At 36.6% G+C, this 18,211-nt stretch carries 19 protein-coding genes; 10 read left to right on the top strand and 9 right to left on the bottom strand.

Going from position 1 to position 18,211, the window contains the following annotated elements:
• Positions 1 to 30 precede the first annotated feature (30 nt).
• Complete coding sequence (locus tag AC4BHP_RS10380) at positions 31 to 396, bottom strand: YtxH domain-containing protein (protein WP_139891499.1); 366 nt, start codon at positions 394 to 396, stop codon at positions 31 to 33.
• Between the two features lie 216 nt (positions 397 to 612).
• Here AC4BHP_RS10380 and yhzF point away from each other — a divergent pair, with 216 nt between their 5' ends.
• Entirely contained in the window at positions 613 to 840 is a 228-nt protein-coding gene (gene yhzF / locus AC4BHP_RS10375) for a membrane protein YhzF (RefSeq protein WP_483861443.1), read from the top strand.
• A 60-nt stretch (positions 841 to 900) separates the two neighbouring features.
• Here yhzF and AC4BHP_RS10370 read toward each other — a convergent pair whose 3' ends face one another.
• Positions 901 to 1,416 carry a tryptophan transporter gene (locus tag AC4BHP_RS10370; protein WP_066101867.1) on the bottom strand — a complete coding sequence of 172 codons (516 nt, stop codon included), beginning with the start codon at positions 1,414 to 1,416 and terminating at the stop codon, positions 901 to 903.
• Positions 1,417 to 1,530: 114 nt separating this feature from the next.
• A complete protein-coding gene (gene serC, locus AC4BHP_RS10365; protein WP_066101865.1) occupies positions 1,531 to 2,610 on the bottom strand; it encodes a 3-phosphoserine/phosphohydroxythreonine transaminase in 1,080 nt (359 codons plus the stop codon).
• A gap of 349 nt (positions 2,611 to 2,959) precedes the next feature.
• On the opposite strand from serC, the gene AC4BHP_RS10360 reads away from it, so the two are divergent.
• Positions 2,960 to 3,946, top strand: coding sequence for an alpha/beta fold hydrolase (locus AC4BHP_RS10360; RefSeq protein ID WP_257468977.1), 987 nt, complete (start codon positions 2,960 to 2,962; stop codon positions 3,944 to 3,946).
• 279 nt (positions 3,947 to 4,225) lie between these two features.
• On the opposite strand, the gene AC4BHP_RS10355 is transcribed toward AC4BHP_RS10360, so the two are convergent.
• Positions 4,226 to 5,092, bottom strand: a complete 867-nt coding sequence (locus AC4BHP_RS10355) for a glycosyltransferase family 8 protein (protein ID WP_139891498.1) — start codon at positions 5,090 to 5,092, stop codon at positions 4,226 to 4,228.
• Positions 5,093 to 5,419: 327 nt separating this feature from the next.
• Complete coding sequence (locus AC4BHP_RS10350) at positions 5,420 to 5,842, bottom strand: HIT family protein (RefSeq protein WP_066101859.1); 423 nt, start codon at positions 5,840 to 5,842, stop codon at positions 5,420 to 5,422.
• A 520-nt stretch (positions 5,843 to 6,362) separates the two neighbouring features.
• On the opposite strand from AC4BHP_RS10350, the gene AC4BHP_RS10345 reads away from it, so the two are divergent.
• The 3 genes from AC4BHP_RS10345 to AC4BHP_RS10335 are packed head-to-tail and all read left to right on the top strand — an operon-like array spanning position 6,363 to position 9,040.
• Complete coding sequence (locus AC4BHP_RS10345) at positions 6,363 to 7,103, top strand: ABC transporter ATP-binding protein (protein ID WP_066101856.1); 741 nt, start codon at positions 6,363 to 6,365, stop codon at positions 7,101 to 7,103.
• The gene (locus tag AC4BHP_RS10340; RefSeq protein ID WP_066101853.1) at positions 7,096 to 8,295 is read left to right on the top strand and encodes an ABC transporter permease; all 1,200 of its coding nucleotides are present in this window, start codon (positions 7,096 to 7,098) and stop codon (positions 8,293 to 8,295) included. Before AC4BHP_RS10345 ends, AC4BHP_RS10340 begins: the two co-directional genes overlap by 8 nt.
• Positions 8,296 to 8,314: 19 nt before the next feature.
• On the top strand, positions 8,315 to 9,040 hold the full coding sequence (locus AC4BHP_RS10335; RefSeq protein ID WP_139891497.1) for an EcsC family protein: 726 nt from the start codon (positions 8,315 to 8,317) through the stop codon (positions 9,038 to 9,040).
• Positions 9,041 to 9,148: 108 nt separating this feature from the next.
• On the opposite strand, the gene AC4BHP_RS10330 is transcribed toward AC4BHP_RS10335, so the two are convergent.
• Together AC4BHP_RS10330 and AC4BHP_RS10325 are read right to left on the bottom strand one after the other, a co-directional pair.
• On the bottom strand, positions 9,149 to 10,333 hold the full coding sequence (locus AC4BHP_RS10330; protein ID WP_139891496.1) for a M20 metallopeptidase family protein: 1,185 nt from the start codon (positions 10,331 to 10,333) through the stop codon (positions 9,149 to 9,151).
• Between the two features lie 205 nt (positions 10,334 to 10,538).
• Positions 10,539 to 11,033, bottom strand: coding sequence for a hypothetical protein (locus AC4BHP_RS10325; protein WP_066101844.1), 495 nt, complete (start codon positions 11,031 to 11,033; stop codon positions 10,539 to 10,541).
• 287 nt (positions 11,034 to 11,320) lie between these two features.
• On the opposite strand from AC4BHP_RS10325, the gene hemE reads away from it, so the two are divergent.
• The 4 genes from hemE (at position 11,321) to AC4BHP_RS10305 (ending at position 15,542) form a co-directional block, all read left to right on the top strand.
• Positions 11,321 to 12,382: a uroporphyrinogen decarboxylase gene (gene hemE, locus AC4BHP_RS10320; RefSeq protein WP_066101841.1), complete on the top strand. Its 1,062-nt coding sequence runs from the start codon at positions 11,321 to 11,323 to the stop codon at positions 12,380 to 12,382.
• On the top strand, positions 12,382 to 13,320 hold the full coding sequence (gene hemH / locus AC4BHP_RS10315) for a ferrochelatase (RefSeq protein ID WP_139891495.1): 939 nt from the start codon (positions 12,382 to 12,384) through the stop codon (positions 13,318 to 13,320). Before hemE ends, hemH begins: the two co-directional genes overlap by 1 nt.
• Before the next feature lie 29 nt (positions 13,321 to 13,349).
• Entirely contained in the window at positions 13,350 to 14,783 is a 1,434-nt protein-coding gene (gene hemY, locus AC4BHP_RS10310) for a protoporphyrinogen oxidase (protein WP_140461129.1), read from the top strand.
• A gap of 228 nt (positions 14,784 to 15,011) precedes the next feature.
• Positions 15,012 to 15,542 (top strand): GNAT family N-acetyltransferase, encoded by a 531-nt coding sequence (locus AC4BHP_RS10305; RefSeq protein WP_490552087.1) that lies wholly within the window; start codon positions 15,012 to 15,014, stop codon positions 15,540 to 15,542.
• A 302-nt stretch (positions 15,543 to 15,844) separates the two neighbouring features.
• Here the strand turns inward: AC4BHP_RS10305 and AC4BHP_RS10300 are convergent, their stop codons facing one another.
• Together AC4BHP_RS10300 and yhfH are read right to left on the bottom strand one after the other, a co-directional pair.
• On the bottom strand, positions 15,845 to 15,979 hold the full coding sequence (locus tag AC4BHP_RS10300; protein WP_257468976.1) for a hypothetical protein: 135 nt from the start codon (positions 15,977 to 15,979) through the stop codon (positions 15,845 to 15,847).
• Positions 15,980 to 16,973: 994 nt separating this feature from the next.
• On the bottom strand, positions 16,974 to 17,108 hold the full coding sequence (yhfH, locus tag AC4BHP_RS10295; protein WP_077247967.1) for a protein YhfH: 135 nt from the start codon (positions 17,106 to 17,108) through the stop codon (positions 16,974 to 16,976).
• 349 nt (positions 17,109 to 17,457) lie between these two features.
• Between yhfH and AC4BHP_RS10290 the strand changes: the two genes are divergently transcribed.
• Entirely contained in the window at positions 17,458 to 18,195 is a 738-nt protein-coding gene (locus tag AC4BHP_RS10290) for an MBL fold metallo-hydrolase (RefSeq protein WP_490552084.1), read from the top strand.
• Positions 18,196 to 18,211 lie beyond the last annotated feature (16 nt).

Genomic DNA, 18,211 nt, shown 5'->3' with positions numbered 1-18,211 from the left:
TTTTTTTACCGAGATTTTCTTGGCGCTGAGTTATTTTGTAGTGAGCGGAGATATAGCTGTTTCAAGCTCCTGGATGGCTGTTTCAACATCATTAATTTGGACTTGAATAGCACTTGTGTGTGCCTGGCTGTCTTGTTTCCATTCTTCCAATGCTTCTTTTACACCTTTTACGAACACTTGAATCTGTGTCTTGCTGACCGCGGTTGCAGATACGGATTCGTTCTTTAACTGGACGATACTTCTTTTTACATCCTGAAGAAGGTCCATAGTCTCATCTTTCGATTGTTTAAGCTTCAATCTGAGCTCTTGTCCGGATGAAGGAGTGCTTAACAATACTGAGACTCCAGCTACTGTAAACCCGGAAATAAAACCAATTAATAATGATTTTCCTTTCATTGCTATTCACCTCAATTTTATCTTTCCATAACAGATTTCTACATAAAGTTAAAATACCCTTTAAAATTATTCCTTATATTTAACAATTCCTTTTTTTATATTATTTTAAACGTAAAAAGCTATTTTCGGAAACTATTTTTGGAAAAAAATTCATTTGTTTTTAGGTTATACCTTATTTTTCATCCAGTATTATGTTATTTCATATAAATATTGAATGTGCATACAATTAGATATGTAGATGAAAAGGAGGAGGAGGAAGTGTCATTATTTTTACTCATATTAATTCTCTTCAGTGGGTTTATAAGTATATTGTTTTACTCAATCATTTCTCTGGGAAAAGGAGGCGTATATCCAGCTAGACGTGTACTAAAGAAGAGGATTCATATGAGTGGAATATGGGCTTCAGTTCTTCTTTTGGTATTAATCTTAATATGGAAGTTGTAGATAGTAGAGGAACGTAAAAAGAGGATGTTAACCTTTTATGGTTTGCATCCTCTTGTTCTATTAGTTAACTGCTATATTCGAGCGTTTTAAAATGCCGCTGGCAATGGGGTGTATAAGGGCCATTACGACAGTATTAACAACTGTTGCAGGTAAGACTACGCCAGCTGCCAAAGCTAGAAATGGTCCAGGTAATCCAACGATCAGATAGGCCGATCCAAGAAATAGCATGCCGGATACCAGTGTACCTATAAAAGTCAGTACAAGTGAAAAGGCAAAGGTTTTGCCTAACTTTTGAACGATACTAAAAATAGCATATATAAGTAAAGCAGTGAAAAATTTATCAATCAGATTTGGAATTAATCCTCCAGGGAAAGTAGTGGTCAATCCGGATATGACCCCGGTTACGCTGCCTAACAGTACCGTGCTTTTCAAATCAGGGAATAAAAATATCCCTAGGAACATCATAATCAGCATAAGGTCTGGCTTCATCCCAAACACAATTCCCGGCATGACAGTGTGCAATACAGTACCAATTCCAACTAGCAGTGATAAAGTCACCAAATTCTTCGTATTCACTTCTCATCTCTCCTATTCTAAGCTTATCTCATTTTCTTCTCCGATTGTGCACTCGTTGCCAACCGCGAAAAGGTTATATAGAGTATATCACCCATTAGCAATATTTAACACATGTTAATGCTTATTTTTAAAATTATTCATGAAGTCGGCCAGCTTTTGGCAGTGCTCAATCGGAACTGCATTATAGATAGATGCCCTGCATCCTCCAATGGAACGGTGGCCCGCCAAACCGACGAAGCCAGCATTCTTGGACTCTTGAATGAATAGGTCGGATAATTCTTTAGTAGGAAGAGTAAAGGTGATGTTCATGGTTGAGCGGCTATCTTTCTCGGCATGGCCACTGTAAAATCCGTTACTCTCGTCTATTGTCTGATAAATGATCTGGGCTTTTTGTGAATTTATTTTTTCTATTTCGTCAACACCGCCTTTATCTTTTGTCCACTCAAGGACTAAGGCCAATAAATAGATGGCCAAAGTCGGCGGTGTGTTATATAAAGACTTTGAAGCCGCATAAGTATCATAAGAGAGCATGGTTGGTAATTGCTGATGTTCTTTAATTAAGTCATCCCGGATAATCACGACTGTGACGCCAGATGGACCTAGGTTTTTTTGAGCACCTGCATAAATCAGTCCAAAATCAGTTATGTTAATTCGCCTGCTTAAAATGTCGCTGGACATATCTGCAATCAGAGGAACTGTATTTGTTTTGGGGAATTCCTGCCACTGAGTGCCGTAAATGGTATTATTACTGGTGATATGCAGATAGGCAGCATCAGGTTTCAAAGAAATATTGTTATGTTCAGGAATACGCTTATAATTTATATCCTTAGTGGAAGCGGCAATTTCTGTGTGTCCAATTTTACGAGCCTCTTTTAAAGCTTTTTCAGACCAGGATCCAGTCAAAATATAGCTTGCGCATTTATCGGGTGAAAGAAGATTCATAGGTACCATAGAAAATTGAAGACTAGCTCCGCCTTGTAAAAATAGTACTTCATAATTATCAGGAATATCTAATAGCTCTTTCAATAAATGGGTAGCTTTTGAATGCACTTTGTCATATTCTTTGCTGCGATGGCTCAATTCCATAACAGACATATGGCTGCCTTCAAAGTTCATCCACTCCTGTTTAGCCTTCAATAATACTTCTTCCGGTAATGCAGCAGGACCGGCATTAAAATTGTAAGCACGTGTCATGATTATTCCCCTTCCGATATCGCGATTCTTTACTTAATTCCCTATAATACTTTTCAGTACTAAAGTGAGTGAATTCCACCATATTCTACAACAAAAGGAGATAAAAATAAATAAATAATCAGACTATTAGGTTAATTGCAGGGGGCGTGGAGATAACTTGTTAGGATCAACACAGGTTAATGGAATAAATTAAAACTCTAATATGGGAGATTCTATCTTGAGGGTTTTATGAAATTAGATGTAGAGTTTTATAAGGCTTAAGACTTATCTTAAAATACTTCTGAGGCTCATTTCTATTATCTTGTTGCTAACTTATGATAGATAAAAAGAAAGTGGGTCATAAAAAGTAATGAAGAAAACTAAAAAAAGATATCGAATTTGGATAGTTTTAAGAAATATTTTATTCTCCATTCTAGCAGCGTTTGTTATTTGGATTACCTTTAGTAATATTATGACAGTATATGAACAAACAAAATACCAACCCATAGGGGAAGTAGTTGAAGTGGATGGTGAAAATATACACATTTATACAAAGGGTGAGGGCGCTGACACAATCGTTTTATTAAGCGGGCTCGGAACAGCAGCACCAGCATTGGATTTTGACCCTTTAATAAATGAAATCTCAAAAAATAATAAAGTAGTAGTGGTAGAGCCGTTTGGATACGGATGGAGTGATATAACCAAAAAAGAACGGACAGTTGAAAACATTGTAGAGGAAATAAGAGTAGCCTTAAAAAAATCAAACATACAAGGCCCGTATATTCTGATGCCTCATTCAGTTTCAGGAATTTACAGTATGTATTTTGCTAATACATACCCAGAGGAAGTTAAAGGTATCATAGGAATCGACCCGACATTACCACATGCTTTAGAATATTTTAGTGAGGATGCACCTAAAATGCCTAAGTTTTTAAAATATCTGGCACCAACCGGAATCGCTAGATTAGCATTGTATATTAATTCTCAAGTTTTTTTACCTATTGCAGATGACGGCACCTATTCCGAAAAAAATTTAAAAATGACCAAGGCACTTTCCGCATGGAAGGGTTACAACAAAAACGTTGTTGCTGAAGCCAATGAAATAAAAGAAAATATTGATAAAACCGTTGATATGAAGTTACCATCTACTATTCCAGTCTTATTCTTTACAACGAAAGAAGAAAAGGGATTAGAGGATGGCAAGAATAACGTGTCTTTTTATCAGACACAATTAACTAATCATCCTGCTAGTAAAGTTGTAGTCTTACAGGGTCATCACTATCTTCATTGGACACGTTCTAAGGAAATGAACAAAGAAATTAATGAATTCACAAGTTCATTTTCTGTTGAGCAATAACAACATGCGAAGGCCATTGAAGGGGCTTTAACTGAATAAGGAATACAGTCGTTCTATATAGGGGTGGCTGTTTTTATACCTCGCGTAGGAAATTGATAGTAATGTTTGAATTTAGACAAGCAATGAGGAGCATTTGATTTCTTGTCCTTAAACTATCTGGGCATTTTAGTTCAATAACAAGTACAGCCACTTCCTGTATGGAGGTGGCTGTTTTCACACTCAGAAAAAATATTAAACAATAGCAACAATTCTTACGAAACAGCCTTTTAAATAACAGCCTTATATTGGCTTACTCCTTAGAGAAGGCTGCATGATTTCTTGACCAATAGCGTATGCTCCACGAAATGCCATTTTATCATAGTGTTTATATAAAGCATGGAATCTACCGTTGTAGTTTTGTTTCCATGGCTTTTTCTTTCCGCAAAAGTGGAGAAACACGGTGTGATGGATTACATAATCCATATCCATCTTATGATTGGACATTAATTTATAATAATTGTAGTATCTGGCGTCATAGTTATAAATCGTTTCTTCTAAATTTTTAATATATTTGGAGTAAAGTGCGTTTAATATATCCTGATCAGGCAAAATTAATTTTTTCTTATTTTCTTCTACAAATTTAAAAATCTCATCCTCGTTTATTACTTTTCGCTGTTCTTTTAAATTCATTAACAATACACCTGAATTGTAATAAGCATCTATTTCATAAGGGGATAAACGGATTTGATTAATTCCTTTTACTGATATTTTATTATGACAGGCAGCAGCAAATAAATTATTGCCTAGGTCCATCTCATAAAGGTCATCAACAGAGTTTAGAACAAGAATATCCGGATCCAGGTACAGGATTCGGTCCAAATTTTTCGGTAGGAACTTGAAGGCCAATAATCGATAGTACATTTCTTTTGTATAATGCATTAAAACCGGTGCATCTTGAAAATGTCCATCATCCACCTGAACACTTATAAGCTCACTTCCATTTCTATGGACAAATTGTTCTAAGGAATGAATCTCTTCTGTTTTAATATCAGTATGCATAATAAAAATTTTAAAGGTTTTATGTGAGTTATTTAGGAACAAGGACTGAAGCATTACTTTAAGTGGTTTTAAATAAGTGGAATTTAGCGTTACCAGTATATTAATCACTGTAAATCATCCTTCCAATTGCATTTATATAGGCTTGTAAGAAATACACCTTTTTTATCTGAACGATTATGTAACATCTACATCTAATAATAAATAAATAATATAAAAATAGTATAGTATATTTTTAAAATATTTCTCAAATCATTATTTCGACTTACTATACCGTTTTATTGTAATTCTAACAATTGAGTTAACAGTTATTTTCAAAAAACACCTGTATCTTAAAATGAACATTGGTTGTTTGAATGTATACTAATAAGACAGACAGCCTTCTTAGCTGTAAAATTAAAAAAAGGCTCCCCTATTGAAAGGAAGCCATTTTTCTTATTATTGTATATGCTGATTGATTGATGCAGCAATATTAGCGAGGTCTTCGCCCGTATATTCACTTGTATGTGTTTTCCAAACAGCGCCAAACCCATCGTTTTGTCCATAGCGTGGAATCAAGTGGATGTGGAAGTGGAATACGGATTGTCCAGCATGTTCACCATTATTATTTAGAACATTCATTCCGATCGGTTGATATTCCTGCTTCAAGGCACGAGTTATTTTTGGAACTACCTGGAACACATGGCTTGCTATTTCAGGAGTTAATTCATAAACATTTTCTTTATGTACTTTTGGGATGACGAGAGTATGTCCCTTAGTGACCTGGCTTATATCTAAAAATGCCATCACATGCTCATCTTCGTATACTTTTGCAGAGGGGATATCACCTTTAATAATTTTACAAAATATACAATCTTCCATGGTTAACATCCTTTCTATTTATTGATTCATTATGTATTAGTGTAGCACAGACAAAAACGGGAAAAAAGGAAAGGGACGCAACATATAATGTTACGCCCCTAAGTCCTCGAGGGGAAGCTTAATTCCTGGATATTCTTACAGAATCTTCTCTGACAATTACTCCAATCGTTTAGATGAAGCAATTTTGTCGTTTTCCCATGTTATGTCCAATGCAACCATCCCCTTAACACTTGGAATTATTGATCCCAATTTCAGGTTCTAGGCCTTTAGCGAACACCCCATTTTCGAAAGAAGTACACTGATCAAACCCTAGGTTAAAGCCTTACGTTATCGCGAACCAACACCCCATTTATCAATGAAGTAAAGTGAATGTTGTTCCCCTCTGATTATAGATTGCCCATGTTTTTTCCTAATATACATATTAAATGTCCAAAAAAGTTCCACATTTACTTTTAGCGTTTTCCGTTTTAGGAACCGTTTGTTACAATGATAGGGAGAAAAAGAAAAGGAGACTGTCTCTATGTCATTGCTTGAAATTAATCATATAACAGGCGGTTACACAAAAACACCTGTATTAAAAGACGTGAGTTTTGAAGTGAAACCCAATGAACTTGTCGCATTGATTGGATTAAATGGGGCAGGGAAATCAACGATCATCAAACATATTATTGGTTTAATGACACCGAAAAATGGCGAAATCAAGATAAATGGAAGCCAGTTTAAGGATGATAAAGACAACTATCGCAAACAATTTTCATTTGTGCCTGAAACCCCTATCTTATATGAAGAACTGACTTTGGAAGAGCATTTAAAATTGACTGCTATGGCCTATGGTATAGAAGAGTCTGTTTATCAAGAAAGAGTCGAAAAGCTATTAAAGGAATATCGAATGGAAAAAAGGCTGAAATGGTTTCCAGCTCACTTTTCCAAAGGGATGAAGCAAAAAGTAATGATCATGTGTGCATTTCTTGCTGAGCCTTCTTTATATATTGTTGACGAACCATTTGTTGGGCTTGATCCGATTGCCATCCAATCCTTATTGGATATGATGAAGGATATGAAAAATCAGGGGGCAGGAATCTTAATGTCTACCCACATCTTGGCTACGGCTGAAAAATATTGTGACTCCTTTATCATTCTTCATGAAGGTGAGGTACGGGCTAAAGGAAATATTGAAGATTTACGCAATCAATTTAACATGCCTGGAGCTTCCCTGGATGATATTTATCTGCAATTGACAAAGGAAGATCGCCATGAATAGGGAAACATTGTGGAAGGACCGTTTTAATAATTATCTGAAGGAGACAACTAAATACTTGCGGTTCATATTTAATGGACATCTGGTCTTTGTAATGATTATTCTGCTGGGAGGAGCGGGGTTCTATTACAGTGAATGGCTTAAAACATTAAGTCCTGATTTTCCAACCGTATGGATTATGGCGATTCTCTTAGGATTAGTTACAACAATTAGCCCGGTTTCAACGTTTTTCCGCGATCCGGACATAGTGTTCTTACTGCCAATCGAGTCAAAATTATCATCCTATATAAAAAAATCGATCATATTTAGCTTAGTCATGCAGGGCTATATTCTTATCATGGTTCTGGCTGTATTAATGCCAATGTATATGCAAACAATGCAAGAACAAACGGTATCCTTCTTGTGGATGCTCCTATCTTTGTTGATTGTAAAGGGGATTAATCTTTGTTCGCGCTGGTTCGTTTTGTACTATAGGGAAAAAAGTGCATCTTTCGTTGATGGATTAGTCCGTTTCGTCCTAAATGCGGCTTTTGTGTATTTTCTTGTTAAGAATGAGTCTTTTCTTTTTATGGGAATTGTCCTCCTTCTTTTAGGAGGGCTTTGCTTCTATTATTGGAAAAGCACAAGAGAGGAAAGTTTACATTGGGAAAAGCTGATTGAGCTAGAGAATGGAAGAATGGCTGCTTTTTATCGAGTAGCAAATTTGTTTACGGATGTTCCAAAATTACGTGAAAAAATCTCAGAGAGAAGATGGCTTGGTGGTGTTATGACTCTTCTTTCGGGTAAGTCTAACAATCCATTCAGCTATTTATATGCCAGAACATTTGTAAGAGCGAATGACTATCTAGGTTTATTTGTGAGGTTAACTTTCATTGCGGCTGTTTTATTCCTGTTTACAGATCTGGGATGGGGAACATTATTTATTGCGATTCTCTTTTTATATATAACAGGTTTACAGCTCCTGCCAATCTGGCATCATCATGATCAAAAAATGGTGATGGATCTTTATCCATTGCATACAGATTATAGAAGGAAGGCTGTTCTTAGACTGCTCATTACCGTTCTAGTTATTCAAAATTTAATTTTCTTTATGACGGTTCTGATTGGTGCAGGAGTTAAATTGGCAATTGTAACATTAGTGAGTGGTTTTGCGTTCATTTTCATTTTCAGACCGTATGCAATGAAAAAAATGTGAGTGGCATTGGAGGTTTTGTATGTCATCTGAACGGTACGAGGAAAGAGCCAAGCAGGATTTGATGTTATGGAAGAAGAAAATCAGCGCTAAGCCAAGTATGGCAATGCGTATCTCCAAACAGGCCCAAACGGCAATTAATCAAAAGATACCTCAAAAAGTACATGATATAATTAGCTCTTCTATTAAAACAATGGTGGACGGCGTATTATACGGTTCAACCTATTTTAAGAAAGTAGACCATGTTGGGAATACGCTCGAGGAAAAGGAAGAGCTGGCTCAATCTATGCTGAATATATATAGAAGAACAGCAGTCATTGAAGGAGCGGGAACAGGGGCAGGAGGAATATTGCTTGGTCTATCGGACTTTCCACTGCTTCTATCTATAAAAATAAAGTATCTATTTAATATCTCTCAGCTTTATGGTTTTGACCCAAGAAAATGGGAGGAAAGAGTATTTATCCTGTTAGTATTCCAGCTTGCTTTTTCTTCTTTAGAAAAAAGGAAAGAGCTTCTCCCAGTGATTGAAGACTGGGAAAACAAAAAAGGATTGTACCAGGAAATTGATTGGCAAAGCTTTCAGCAGGAGTACCGGGATTCGATTGACTTTATAAAAATGATGCAGTTGGTGCCGGGAATCGGCGCAATTGTAGGAGCCTGGGCCAATCATCAGCTGCTTGAACAATTGGGTGAAACGGCAAAACACGCTTATCAAATGAGATGGTTTACTGAAGAGGAAATGGGCTGAAAATAAAATTATTAGGCTTAAAAACTGGCATCGATTAAAGATATGCCAGTTTTTCTGTTTTTCATATTAAAATGTCGAAGATAAAATTTGCTGGTGGAAGTAAGGGGATTAGAAATAGCGCCATTCCTGAAAACCGATGGCTGCACTGCCCAAGGTCTTTGCGGCAATTAACATGGCTTTCTCATTAAAATCGAATAAAGGATGGTGGTGTGGATAAGGGTGATCTGTGTTCTCGGGAGCAGCGCCTGTAAAAAACATAGATCCCCTGACCTGTTGAAGATAGTACGAGAAATCCTCTCCTACCAACAGGGGTGTAAGTTTTTTTATGTTTTCGCATCCGACGATTTCGGTTGCCTTATATTCAATATAGTCAGTCTCTGATGGATGATTAATGGTTGGAGGATATCCTCTGAAGTATCTCAGTTCATATTGGCAGTTATTTGCCAGGCAGACACCTTGAACAATTCGTTCAATTTCCTCAATAATTTGTTCTTGAACTTCTGATTCAAAGGTTCGGACAGTACCTTCTAAAAAGGCTTTATCAGGTATGATATTAAATGCTTCCCCAGCTTTAAATTTCCCGATTGTTAAAACGGCTGCTTCCATTGGATCAATTCTTCTGCTCGTTATAGTTTGCAGGAGAGATACGATTTCTGACGCAATGACCAATGAGTCTTTTGAAGTATGAGGCTCTGCCCCATGACCACCCTGACCGTATATGGTCACTTTAAACCGATCGGCAGTGGCGGTTATTGGGCCAGGGCTTATATAAATAGATCCAGTAGGGAATGGAGACCAAAGATGTGTTCCAAAAATGGCATCTACACCATCAAGGCAGCCATCTTCAATCATAAATTTTGCCCCACCGGGAGCAAGTTCTTCTGCATGCTGATGTATAAAGACATATGTTCCTTCCAACAGATGCTGCATTTCTTTAATCGCTTTGGCCAATATTAGCAATAAAGCTGTGTGTCCGTCATGGCCACAGGCATGCATGACTCCAGGGACTGTTGAGCGGTAAGAGACATTTTTTCCATCCTGGATGGGGAGGGCATCAAAATCTGCACGCAGGGCAACTGTTCTGCCAGGGGATTTACCATGTATGGTCGCCACAATCCCGCCACCTCCAACATTGCTTCGGATAGGGACATTTAATTCTTTATAAAAATTTTTTATGAATTGTACTGTTTTCTTTTCATGAAAGGAAAGCTCAGGGTGCTTATGCAAATAACGGCGAATGGCCACCATTTCTTTGAAATCATCTTCTAATCTTTGAAATAGCTCCTTTTCCATATAATCCCCCTAATTAAATGACATGGTTTCCTAGTATCCTTATTTACATAATTAACCATTATTAAACTAAATTTAGTAAAACTTCTATAAGTTTAGTAGATTGACATTTTAAAAAAAGGATAAACAATGATTAAGGAGCCAAATAGATGATATGTCAGTATGGTTATCATTGTAGACGGTTTTCAAATATGATAATTGCATTCCCCTACTTGTTTTCTTCTTTGTAAGCATGAAAGGTGACAGTGTAAGGACTGCCTGTAAACAATACCTGTGTGTTAAAAAGGCTGGACTTATTTGGGACTAGTGCACTTGTATCCCCTTTTGCATAGGCCTGTTCGTTCTTCCAGTTTGTCAAAACAACATAGGTATCAGATTTGATAGGGCTAAGTATACGCATCGCATGGATCCCAGTTTCATTTTTGATGGACACTAATTTATTTTTAAGGTCAAATTCAAATGCAGGCCGATCTTCAATAGAAACAGGTATATTATGTAGAGCATAAAATCCTTCTTGTTTAAGTGGACCGAATCCATCCAAAACTTCGAACTTTCTTGCTGAAGAAAAGATTGTTTTCTGATCCGTTTCATGAATCAGAGCGGCAGTTTTAGGATTGTTCAATAAAATAAGAGGTAAATTTGCTCGTTTATCTTGTATCCTTTTTAAAAAGCTGAAGGTTCCTGTCGTTATATAGAAGTTCATTATTTGCCCCCTGATTAGATATTTTAGTATAATGGAGTCGTTAGTTAATAGTAATTATTCTAATTTGTAACATTTTATTTACCCATTATTAGTTAAGTCATAACCTACATTGCTGTTAGGTAAGGAGCATTTAACTATAATGGTTTAAATTAAGTCTATTTTTTGACAATTTTTTCACGATTATATACAAGGAAAGGCTGAAAGGATATAGTTGTTATTGATGCCTAAACGATGTAATTCAGGAAAAAAATATAAAATATATAGTAAAAAAGAGGGGCGGAGCGGCTTTGAGACAAAAATTCAATGATACCTTCCTAAAAGCAATTAATAAAGAGAAGGTAAATCACACTCCAGTATGGTATATGAGACAGGCGGGAAGATCTCAGCCTGAATACCGAAAAATTAAAGAAAAATATTCCTTATTTGAAATTACTCATCAACCTGAATTAGCAGCCTATGTAACTCGACTACCGGTTGAACAATACGATGTAGATGCAGCTATTCTATATAAAGATATTATGTCTCCGCTGCCTGGAATTGGTGTACAGGTTGACATTAAATCAGGAATTGGTCCGGTTATCGACAATCCAATTCAATCATTAGCCGATGTCGAAAAGCTTGGTGAATTAAATCCAGAAGAAGATGTTCCTTATATTCTCGATACGATTAAACTGTTGACTGAAGAACAATTATCCGTCCCGTTAATCGGATTTTCAGGAGCTCCTTTCACAATCGCAAGTTACATGATTGAAGGCGGTCCTTCTAAGAATTATACAAAAACAAAAGCATTTATGTATACCGAACCAAAGGCATGGTTTGCATTAATGGATAAGCTGGCAGATACCATTATTATCTATGTGAAAGCTCAAGTAAAAGCAGGCGCAAAAGCAATCCAAATATTTGATTCATGGGTCGGTGCCTTAAATGTTCAAGACTACCAATACTATATTAAACCAATTATGAATCGGATATTCACAGAACTTAGGGAAGTGCGAGTTCCTTTGATTATGTTCGGTGTGGGAGCAAGCCATTTGGCTAAGGAATGGAATAGCCTTCCACTTGATGTTGTCGGTCTTGACTGGAGGCTGTCCATTACTGAAGCAAGAAATATCGGAATAAACAAAACAGTAATGGGAAATCTTGATCCGGCATTGCTTACCTCATCCTGGGATGCCATTGAGAAGAAAGCAAAAGAGATTATTGAACAGGGATTACAGGAACCGGGTCATGTATTTAACCTTGGACATGGGGTCTTCCCAGAGGTGAATCCTGAAGTTCTAAAACGCCTGACTGCATTTATACATGAGTATTCTGCAACTATCATCACATCAAAAGGAGAGGCTGAATAATGGCACATACAAAGAAAAAAATCGGTTTATTAGTAATGGCATACGGTACACCTTATAAGGAAGAAGATATTGAGCGTTATTATACACATATTCGTCACGGAAGAAAGCCGTCTGAAGAAATGCTTGAAGACTTGACTTCAAGATATCGTGCGATTGGCGGGATTTCACCGCTTGGAAAGACAACGGAAGATCAGGCAGCTCATTTGGAAGCAGCGCTAAATAAAGTACAGGATCAATATGAATTTGTAGCTTATATAGGTTTGAAACATATTGAGCCATTTATTGAAGATACTGTTGAAAAAATGCATGCTGACGGAATCACGGAGGCAGTTAGCATTGTGCTTGCACCTCATTATTCCACTTTCAGCATTAAATCATACAATGGACGTGCAAAAGATGTTGCTGATAAATATGGCATGAAAATTACTTCAGTTGAAAGCTGGTACAAAGAACCAAACTTCATTAAATATTGGGTTGACCATGTAAAAGAAGCATTTAATCAAATGACTCCGGAGGAAAGATCAGCAGCGGTATTAATCGTATCTGCACATAGCTTACCTGAAAAAATTAAACAGCTAGGCGATCCATATGAACAGCAATTAGAAGAAACAGCAAAACTGGTTGCTGAAGGAGCAGGCGTTGAAAACTATGCGGTTGGTTGGCAAAGTGCCGGAAATACACCTGATCCATGGCTTGGACCGGATGTTCAGGATTTGACAAGAGATCTTTATGAACAACATGGATATAAAGCGTTTGTCTATACACCGGTTGGCTTTGTGGCTGAGCATTTGGAAGTTCTTTATGACAATGATTATGAATGTAAGGTGGTTACGGATGAGATAGGCGCAACATACTATCGCCCTGCCATGCCGAATACGCATCCTGATTTCATCAATGCCATGGTTGATGCAGTTATGAAAAAAATGGAGCTTAACTGATAACCAACAATGAAAAGAAGGCGATAAAATTGGATTCAACGAAACAAAATATTGCAATCATTGGTGGTGGAATCGCGGGTCTGACGGCAGCCTATTACCTTGATAAAAAAGTAAAGGAAGACAATCTTCCATATAATGTAATTCTAATAGAGTCTACAACTAGGCTTGGCGGTAAAATGCAAACGGTAGAACGTGACGGTTTTGTCATTGAAAGAGGCCCAGATTCATTCTTGGCTCGAAAGAAGAGCATGACAGAATTGGCGAAAGAAGTGGGTCTTGAAAGCACGATTGTTCCAAATTCAACAGGGAAATCTTATATTCTCGTAAAGGATAACCTTCATCCAATTCCGGGTGGATCGGTTATGGGGATTCCTACGGAGATAGGGCCGTTTATTACAACGGGGCTGTTTTCTCTATCAGGTAAAATGAGAGCAGCTATGGATTTTATCCTGCCGCGTTCTAAAGAGCCAGGCGATCAGCCATTAGGGAAATTTTTAAGGCGCCGTCTTGGGGATGAGATAGTGGAGAATCTGGTTGAGCCTCTTCTTTCAGGAATTTATGCAGGCGATCTCGACAAGTTAAGCACAATGTCCACGTTTCCTGATATGCTAAAATTGGAGAAGAAATACAGAAGCATTGTATTGGGTACAAAAAAGAACCGTCCTAAAAAACCAGTATCACAAGACAATAAATCAGCAGGAGATAGCAAAATTGGTATGTTCCGAACCTTTAATAAAGGGCTGCAATCATTGACGGATGCCATTGAAGCAAAGCTTCCAGCAAATCAAATCCTTAAAGGGACGAGAGTTGATGGGATTATTAAAACAGGTGAAGGATATATGCTGACATTAAATAATGGGGATCGGTTACCTGTCATTTCAGCTATATTGGCTACTCCCCATCAGGCTGTTCCGCAAATGCTGCCGGATTATGGGATGTTTGAGCCGTTTAAGGTAATACCTTCCACATCGGTTGCAACGGTATCAATGGCATTTGATGCAAGCGCGATTAAAGAGGATATTGATGGAACAGGATTCCTTGTATCAAGAAACAGTGATTATACGATTACGGCTTGTACATGGACTCATAAAAAATGGCCGCATACTACGCCTCATGGCAAGGTTTTACTGCGCTGTTATGTAGGAAGAGCCGGTGATGAGGTAGTCGTAGACTTATCAGACGGTGAAATTGAACAAATTGTATTGGATGATTTAAACAGAATCATGCAAATTACTGAAAAACCGGATTTCACCATCGTCACTCGTTGGAATGAAGGGATGCCTCAGTACGAAGTCGGTCATTTAGATCGTTTAAAAATGATTAAAGAAAGAATGGACAAGGAGCTTCCGGGAATTTATCTGGCCGGAGCATCCTATCATGGTATTGGAATGCCTGACTGTATTGATCAGGGGATTGCTGCCATGAATCAGGTCCTTACATTTATTAAAGAAAAAAATCTATAACTTTACAAAATAAACAAATCCGATTAATTCCTCTTATTATGGAGAAGAATTAATCGGATTTTTTATATCTTTTTATTGGGCTCTGTTCGTAGATATTGTTTTCTAATTAAACTTACTTCTTATTTAACTATCGGGGGAAGGATTAGCTGGATAGCTAGCTAATTGCAGGAATTTGCCTATAAGGAAACGAATTACCTATCTATTATAAATAATAAGTGAGGAATATTTATGCTGTTTCAAAATGGTAATCTAAAGGTTCGAAGATTAGAAAAAAAGGATAAATATCTATTGGTAAAATGGCTATCACACCCAACGGTTCTCGAATTTTATGAGGGTAGAGACAACCCATTTAATTTAGAAAAAGTTGAAAAAGCTTTTTATCCACCTGAAGATAGTGAAGTGAGATGTATTGTGGAAATCGATGATACCGAAATTGGATATATTCAATTTTACCAATTGGGTGATGACACAAAAAATGACTATGGATTTTTTCAAGAAAATGTTTTTGGTACTGACCAATTTATTGGGGAAATAGATTACTGGAATAAAGGGATTGGAACATTACTTGTATCATCTATGGTTTATTTTTTAACTGAAGAAAAAGGAGCTGAAAGAGTAGTGATGGACCCTCAATTAAGAAATACAAGGGCTATCAGATGCTATGAAAAATGTGGATTTAAAAAGGTTAAAATACTGCCTAAGAATGAATTGCACGAAGGGGAATTTCAGGACTGTTGGTTAATGGAGTACCATAAATAATTTTCCCCTTCAACTATGTGGGGTATTAACCCAAGACGGATTAACGCCCTTTTTATAATACGAAGGACAGTTTAGTTCAAAGGGAATTTTATTAATATCAGTGAATACATTAGATAATTCTATAGTGGTTAATTAAAATAGAGATAACGCAGGCGATTGCAAATAAGGTGTCGCACCCTAGGAGTTAGTTTTACTCTAACTTTTCGGATATGGCACCAAAATAGTCTCTTTTTATTAAGCTATTAGTAATAACCTCTACGAACAGCATTTTGTTTTATAAAAAAGAATCAGCTGAAAAATATTTAATTCTCTTTCAATGCTGCATCCTCAAGATCATGTGAAGATTGTATTAATTTTGTTAAATAGATATTACCTGCCGTTTCACCGATTATTAATAGTATGATAAAAAATATAAAGGCCAGCATCCAGGTTATCATATTCAATCACTCCTTAGCTTCTGAAGTATTATATATGAGTCCTATTACAGCTTTATACCCACATTCAGAAGGAGGCAATCACCTTGAATAATAAAATTGGAGATATGACGATGATTCAATCCCTAGCGGCAACGGGGGAGAACAGATAGCTGTGTAAAAACATAGGCTATCTATTATTTAGAAGGGATTGCATTTTAGAACCTAGTTATTTCTTATCTAAATACAATGAAGACAGTCTAATAACGAAGAAACGCTCAAATGATGTGAACCACCGTTTGAGCGTTTCTTTATAAAGACTGTTTTCATAGAGATTGCTGTTATTGTTACTATTAATCTGAGATGTAAAGGAAGGGCTATACTTGTTATCAACAAACGCTACATCCATGATAGGAATAAAAGATATAGAATTATTTCATTAATGTTTCCCCTGTTAAAATTTTATATAGGTCTGTTGAATCTTGCTTTGATAATTTTATATATTTATCGCTATCGGTAACTATCTCTATATTTTCATTATTAGAGCTAATCCATAGTAGATAGGATGCTAATTTTTCGGAGCTATGTTTATTATTCTTGGAGCGTTTTTAGGACTTATTACAATAGCAAATGGAATTCTTATAGTGTTGATTGGAATTATAAGATGGATTATTGTCTTTTTTCAAAGGGGAGATTAACAATTCTTTCTTCTATAGAACCGAAATTCGAATTGATAAAGGGTTTAAAGCAGAAGCAGACCATTGTTTAGCTATATGTTGAAAAGTTAACATCAATAAAGGATTTCTTACTATAGGAACTCTTATCAAGTGAATTTATAAATGAATGATTTATTTATGTTTTCTTTAAAAATAACCTAAAAAATAACCAGCCATATATAATTGGCTGGTTTTTTGCAAATCGCAAAATAGAGGGAATTTAAAAAATCAGGGACTGTATGAATACAGTCGATATGAGCACCCCAGGATTAAAGGGGATTGCTGCTAACATTATTTAAAGACTATTCAGATACATGACGCAGGCATTTATCACAGACGATTCCGTAGCATTCGTGCTGTTCTTCAATGTTTTCACCGCATTCTGAACATTTCTTAGGGGGCAAATTTCTGAAGAATTCCATAACGTTTCGTACCATGTTTAAAACCTCCGTTTTTTTAATTGATTTATAACAGATAATCCATTTTCGAATCTGTTATATAACTGCTTGATAATGTCATTGTATTATAACAGATATGGAAAGTCAACACTGTTTTAAGACAATTTTGAAAAAGATGAAAAAATAGGCTAATTGTTATATATTGAGTGTGAAGCTATATTAAATTTTGCGAAGTCATAACCATGAAATTGGTTATAATTGCATGCAATTAATGGAAAAGGACAGATTATGAGAAAGAACGATAGGAATTTTATAGCTTATAGATTTCGTTACAGCCATTTGCCAACAAACAATATAAAGTTAGATTGATTTTTAATGGGGGGATAAAATGCGTTTAACAGTTATCGGGTTTTGGGGCGGCTATCCTGGGAAGAAAGAAGCCAGTTCGGGTTATCTGATTGAGCATGAAGGATTTAAATTGCTGCTTGATTGTGGAAGCGGAGTATTATCTCAGTTACAGGAATACATAAGACCAGGCGATTTGGACGCCGTTCTTTTATCACATTTTCATACAGATCATATTGCAGATATAGGGGTCCTGCAGCATGCATTATTAATCGATCAAATGGTAGGAATTGAAAAAAAGCCATTGCCTATATATGCTCATACGGAAGATAAAGCTACAGCTGTTACTCTGACATATAAAAGCCAGACTGTATGGGAACCTATTGTGGAAGGGAAATCTGTTCAAATTGGTCCTTTCCATGTTAAGGCACTTAAGACGAAGCATTCCGTTCCATGCTATGCTTATGTTATTGAAGCAGGGGGCAAAAGATTGGCTTATACGGCAGATACAGCCTATTTTCCTGAACTCGTGTCTTTTTTCAGGGATGCGAATGTTTTACTATGCGAGTGCAATTTTTATGAGGGCATGGATATGGCTGAAAGGGCCGGTCATTTAACCAGCATTCAAGCCGGAGAAATAGCCAGGGATGCAGCAGTTCAAACCTTAATCTTGACCCATTTGCCGCACTTCGGGAATCAGAATGATCTGGTAAAGCAAGCCGCAAAAGTCTATAAGGGTGAGATTGATTTAGCCAAGACTGGTTTACAAATTTATATTTAATTTTAGGGGGATTGAG

The organism is Pradoshia sp. Z4_20 (assembly GCF_058216035.1).
Note: the sequence above shows the minus strand (reverse complement) of the source record. Positions and strands in the feature narration are given on the sequence as shown.

Bases quoted from the DNA above. Each gene is read 5' to 3' on its own strand.
- AC4BHP_RS10325 (WP_066101844.1), bottom strand. From the start codon at position 11,033: ATGAACTTCTATATAACGACAGGAACCTTCAGCTTTTTAAAAAGGATA.
- serC (WP_066101865.1), bottom strand. From the start codon at position 2,610: ATGACACGTGCTTACAATTTTAATGCCGGTCCTGCTGCATTACCGGAA.
- hemH (WP_139891495.1), top strand. From the start codon at position 12,382: ATGGCACATACAAAGAAAAAAATCGGTTTATTAGTAATGGCATACGGT.
- AC4BHP_RS10350 (WP_066101859.1), bottom strand. From the start codon at position 5,842: ATGGAAGATTGTATATTTTGTAAAATTATTAAAGGTGATATCCCCTCT.
- AC4BHP_RS10330 (WP_139891496.1), bottom strand. From the start codon at position 10,333: ATGGAAAAGGAGCTATTTCAAAGATTAGAAGATGATTTCAAAGAAATG.
- AC4BHP_RS10380 (WP_139891499.1), bottom strand. From the start codon at position 396: ATGAAAGGAAAATCATTATTAATTGGTTTTATTTCCGGGTTTACAGTA.
- AC4BHP_RS10300 (WP_257468976.1), bottom strand. From the start codon at position 15,979: ATGATAACCTGGATGCTGGCCTTTATATTTTTTATCATACTATTAATA.
- AC4BHP_RS10290 (WP_490552084.1), top strand. From the start codon at position 17,458: ATGCGTTTAACAGTTATCGGGTTTTGGGGCGGCTATCCTGGGAAGAAA.
- AC4BHP_RS10340 (WP_066101853.1), top strand. From the start codon at position 7,096: ATGAATAGGGAAACATTGTGGAAGGACCGTTTTAATAATTATCTGAAG.
- AC4BHP_RS10305 (WP_490552087.1), top strand. From the start codon at position 15,012: ATGCTGTTTCAAAATGGTAATCTAAAGGTTCGAAGATTAGAAAAAAAG.
- AC4BHP_RS10360 (WP_257468977.1), top strand. From the start codon at position 2,960: ATGAAGAAAACTAAAAAAAGATATCGAATTTGGATAGTTTTAAGAAAT.
- yhfH (WP_077247967.1), bottom strand. From the start codon at position 17,108: ATGGTACGAAACGTTATGGAATTCTTCAGAAATTTGCCCCCTAAGAAA.
- AC4BHP_RS10345 (WP_066101856.1), top strand. From the start codon at position 6,363: ATGTCATTGCTTGAAATTAATCATATAACAGGCGGTTACACAAAAACA.
- AC4BHP_RS10335 (WP_139891497.1), top strand. From the start codon at position 8,315: ATGTCATCTGAACGGTACGAGGAAAGAGCCAAGCAGGATTTGATGTTA.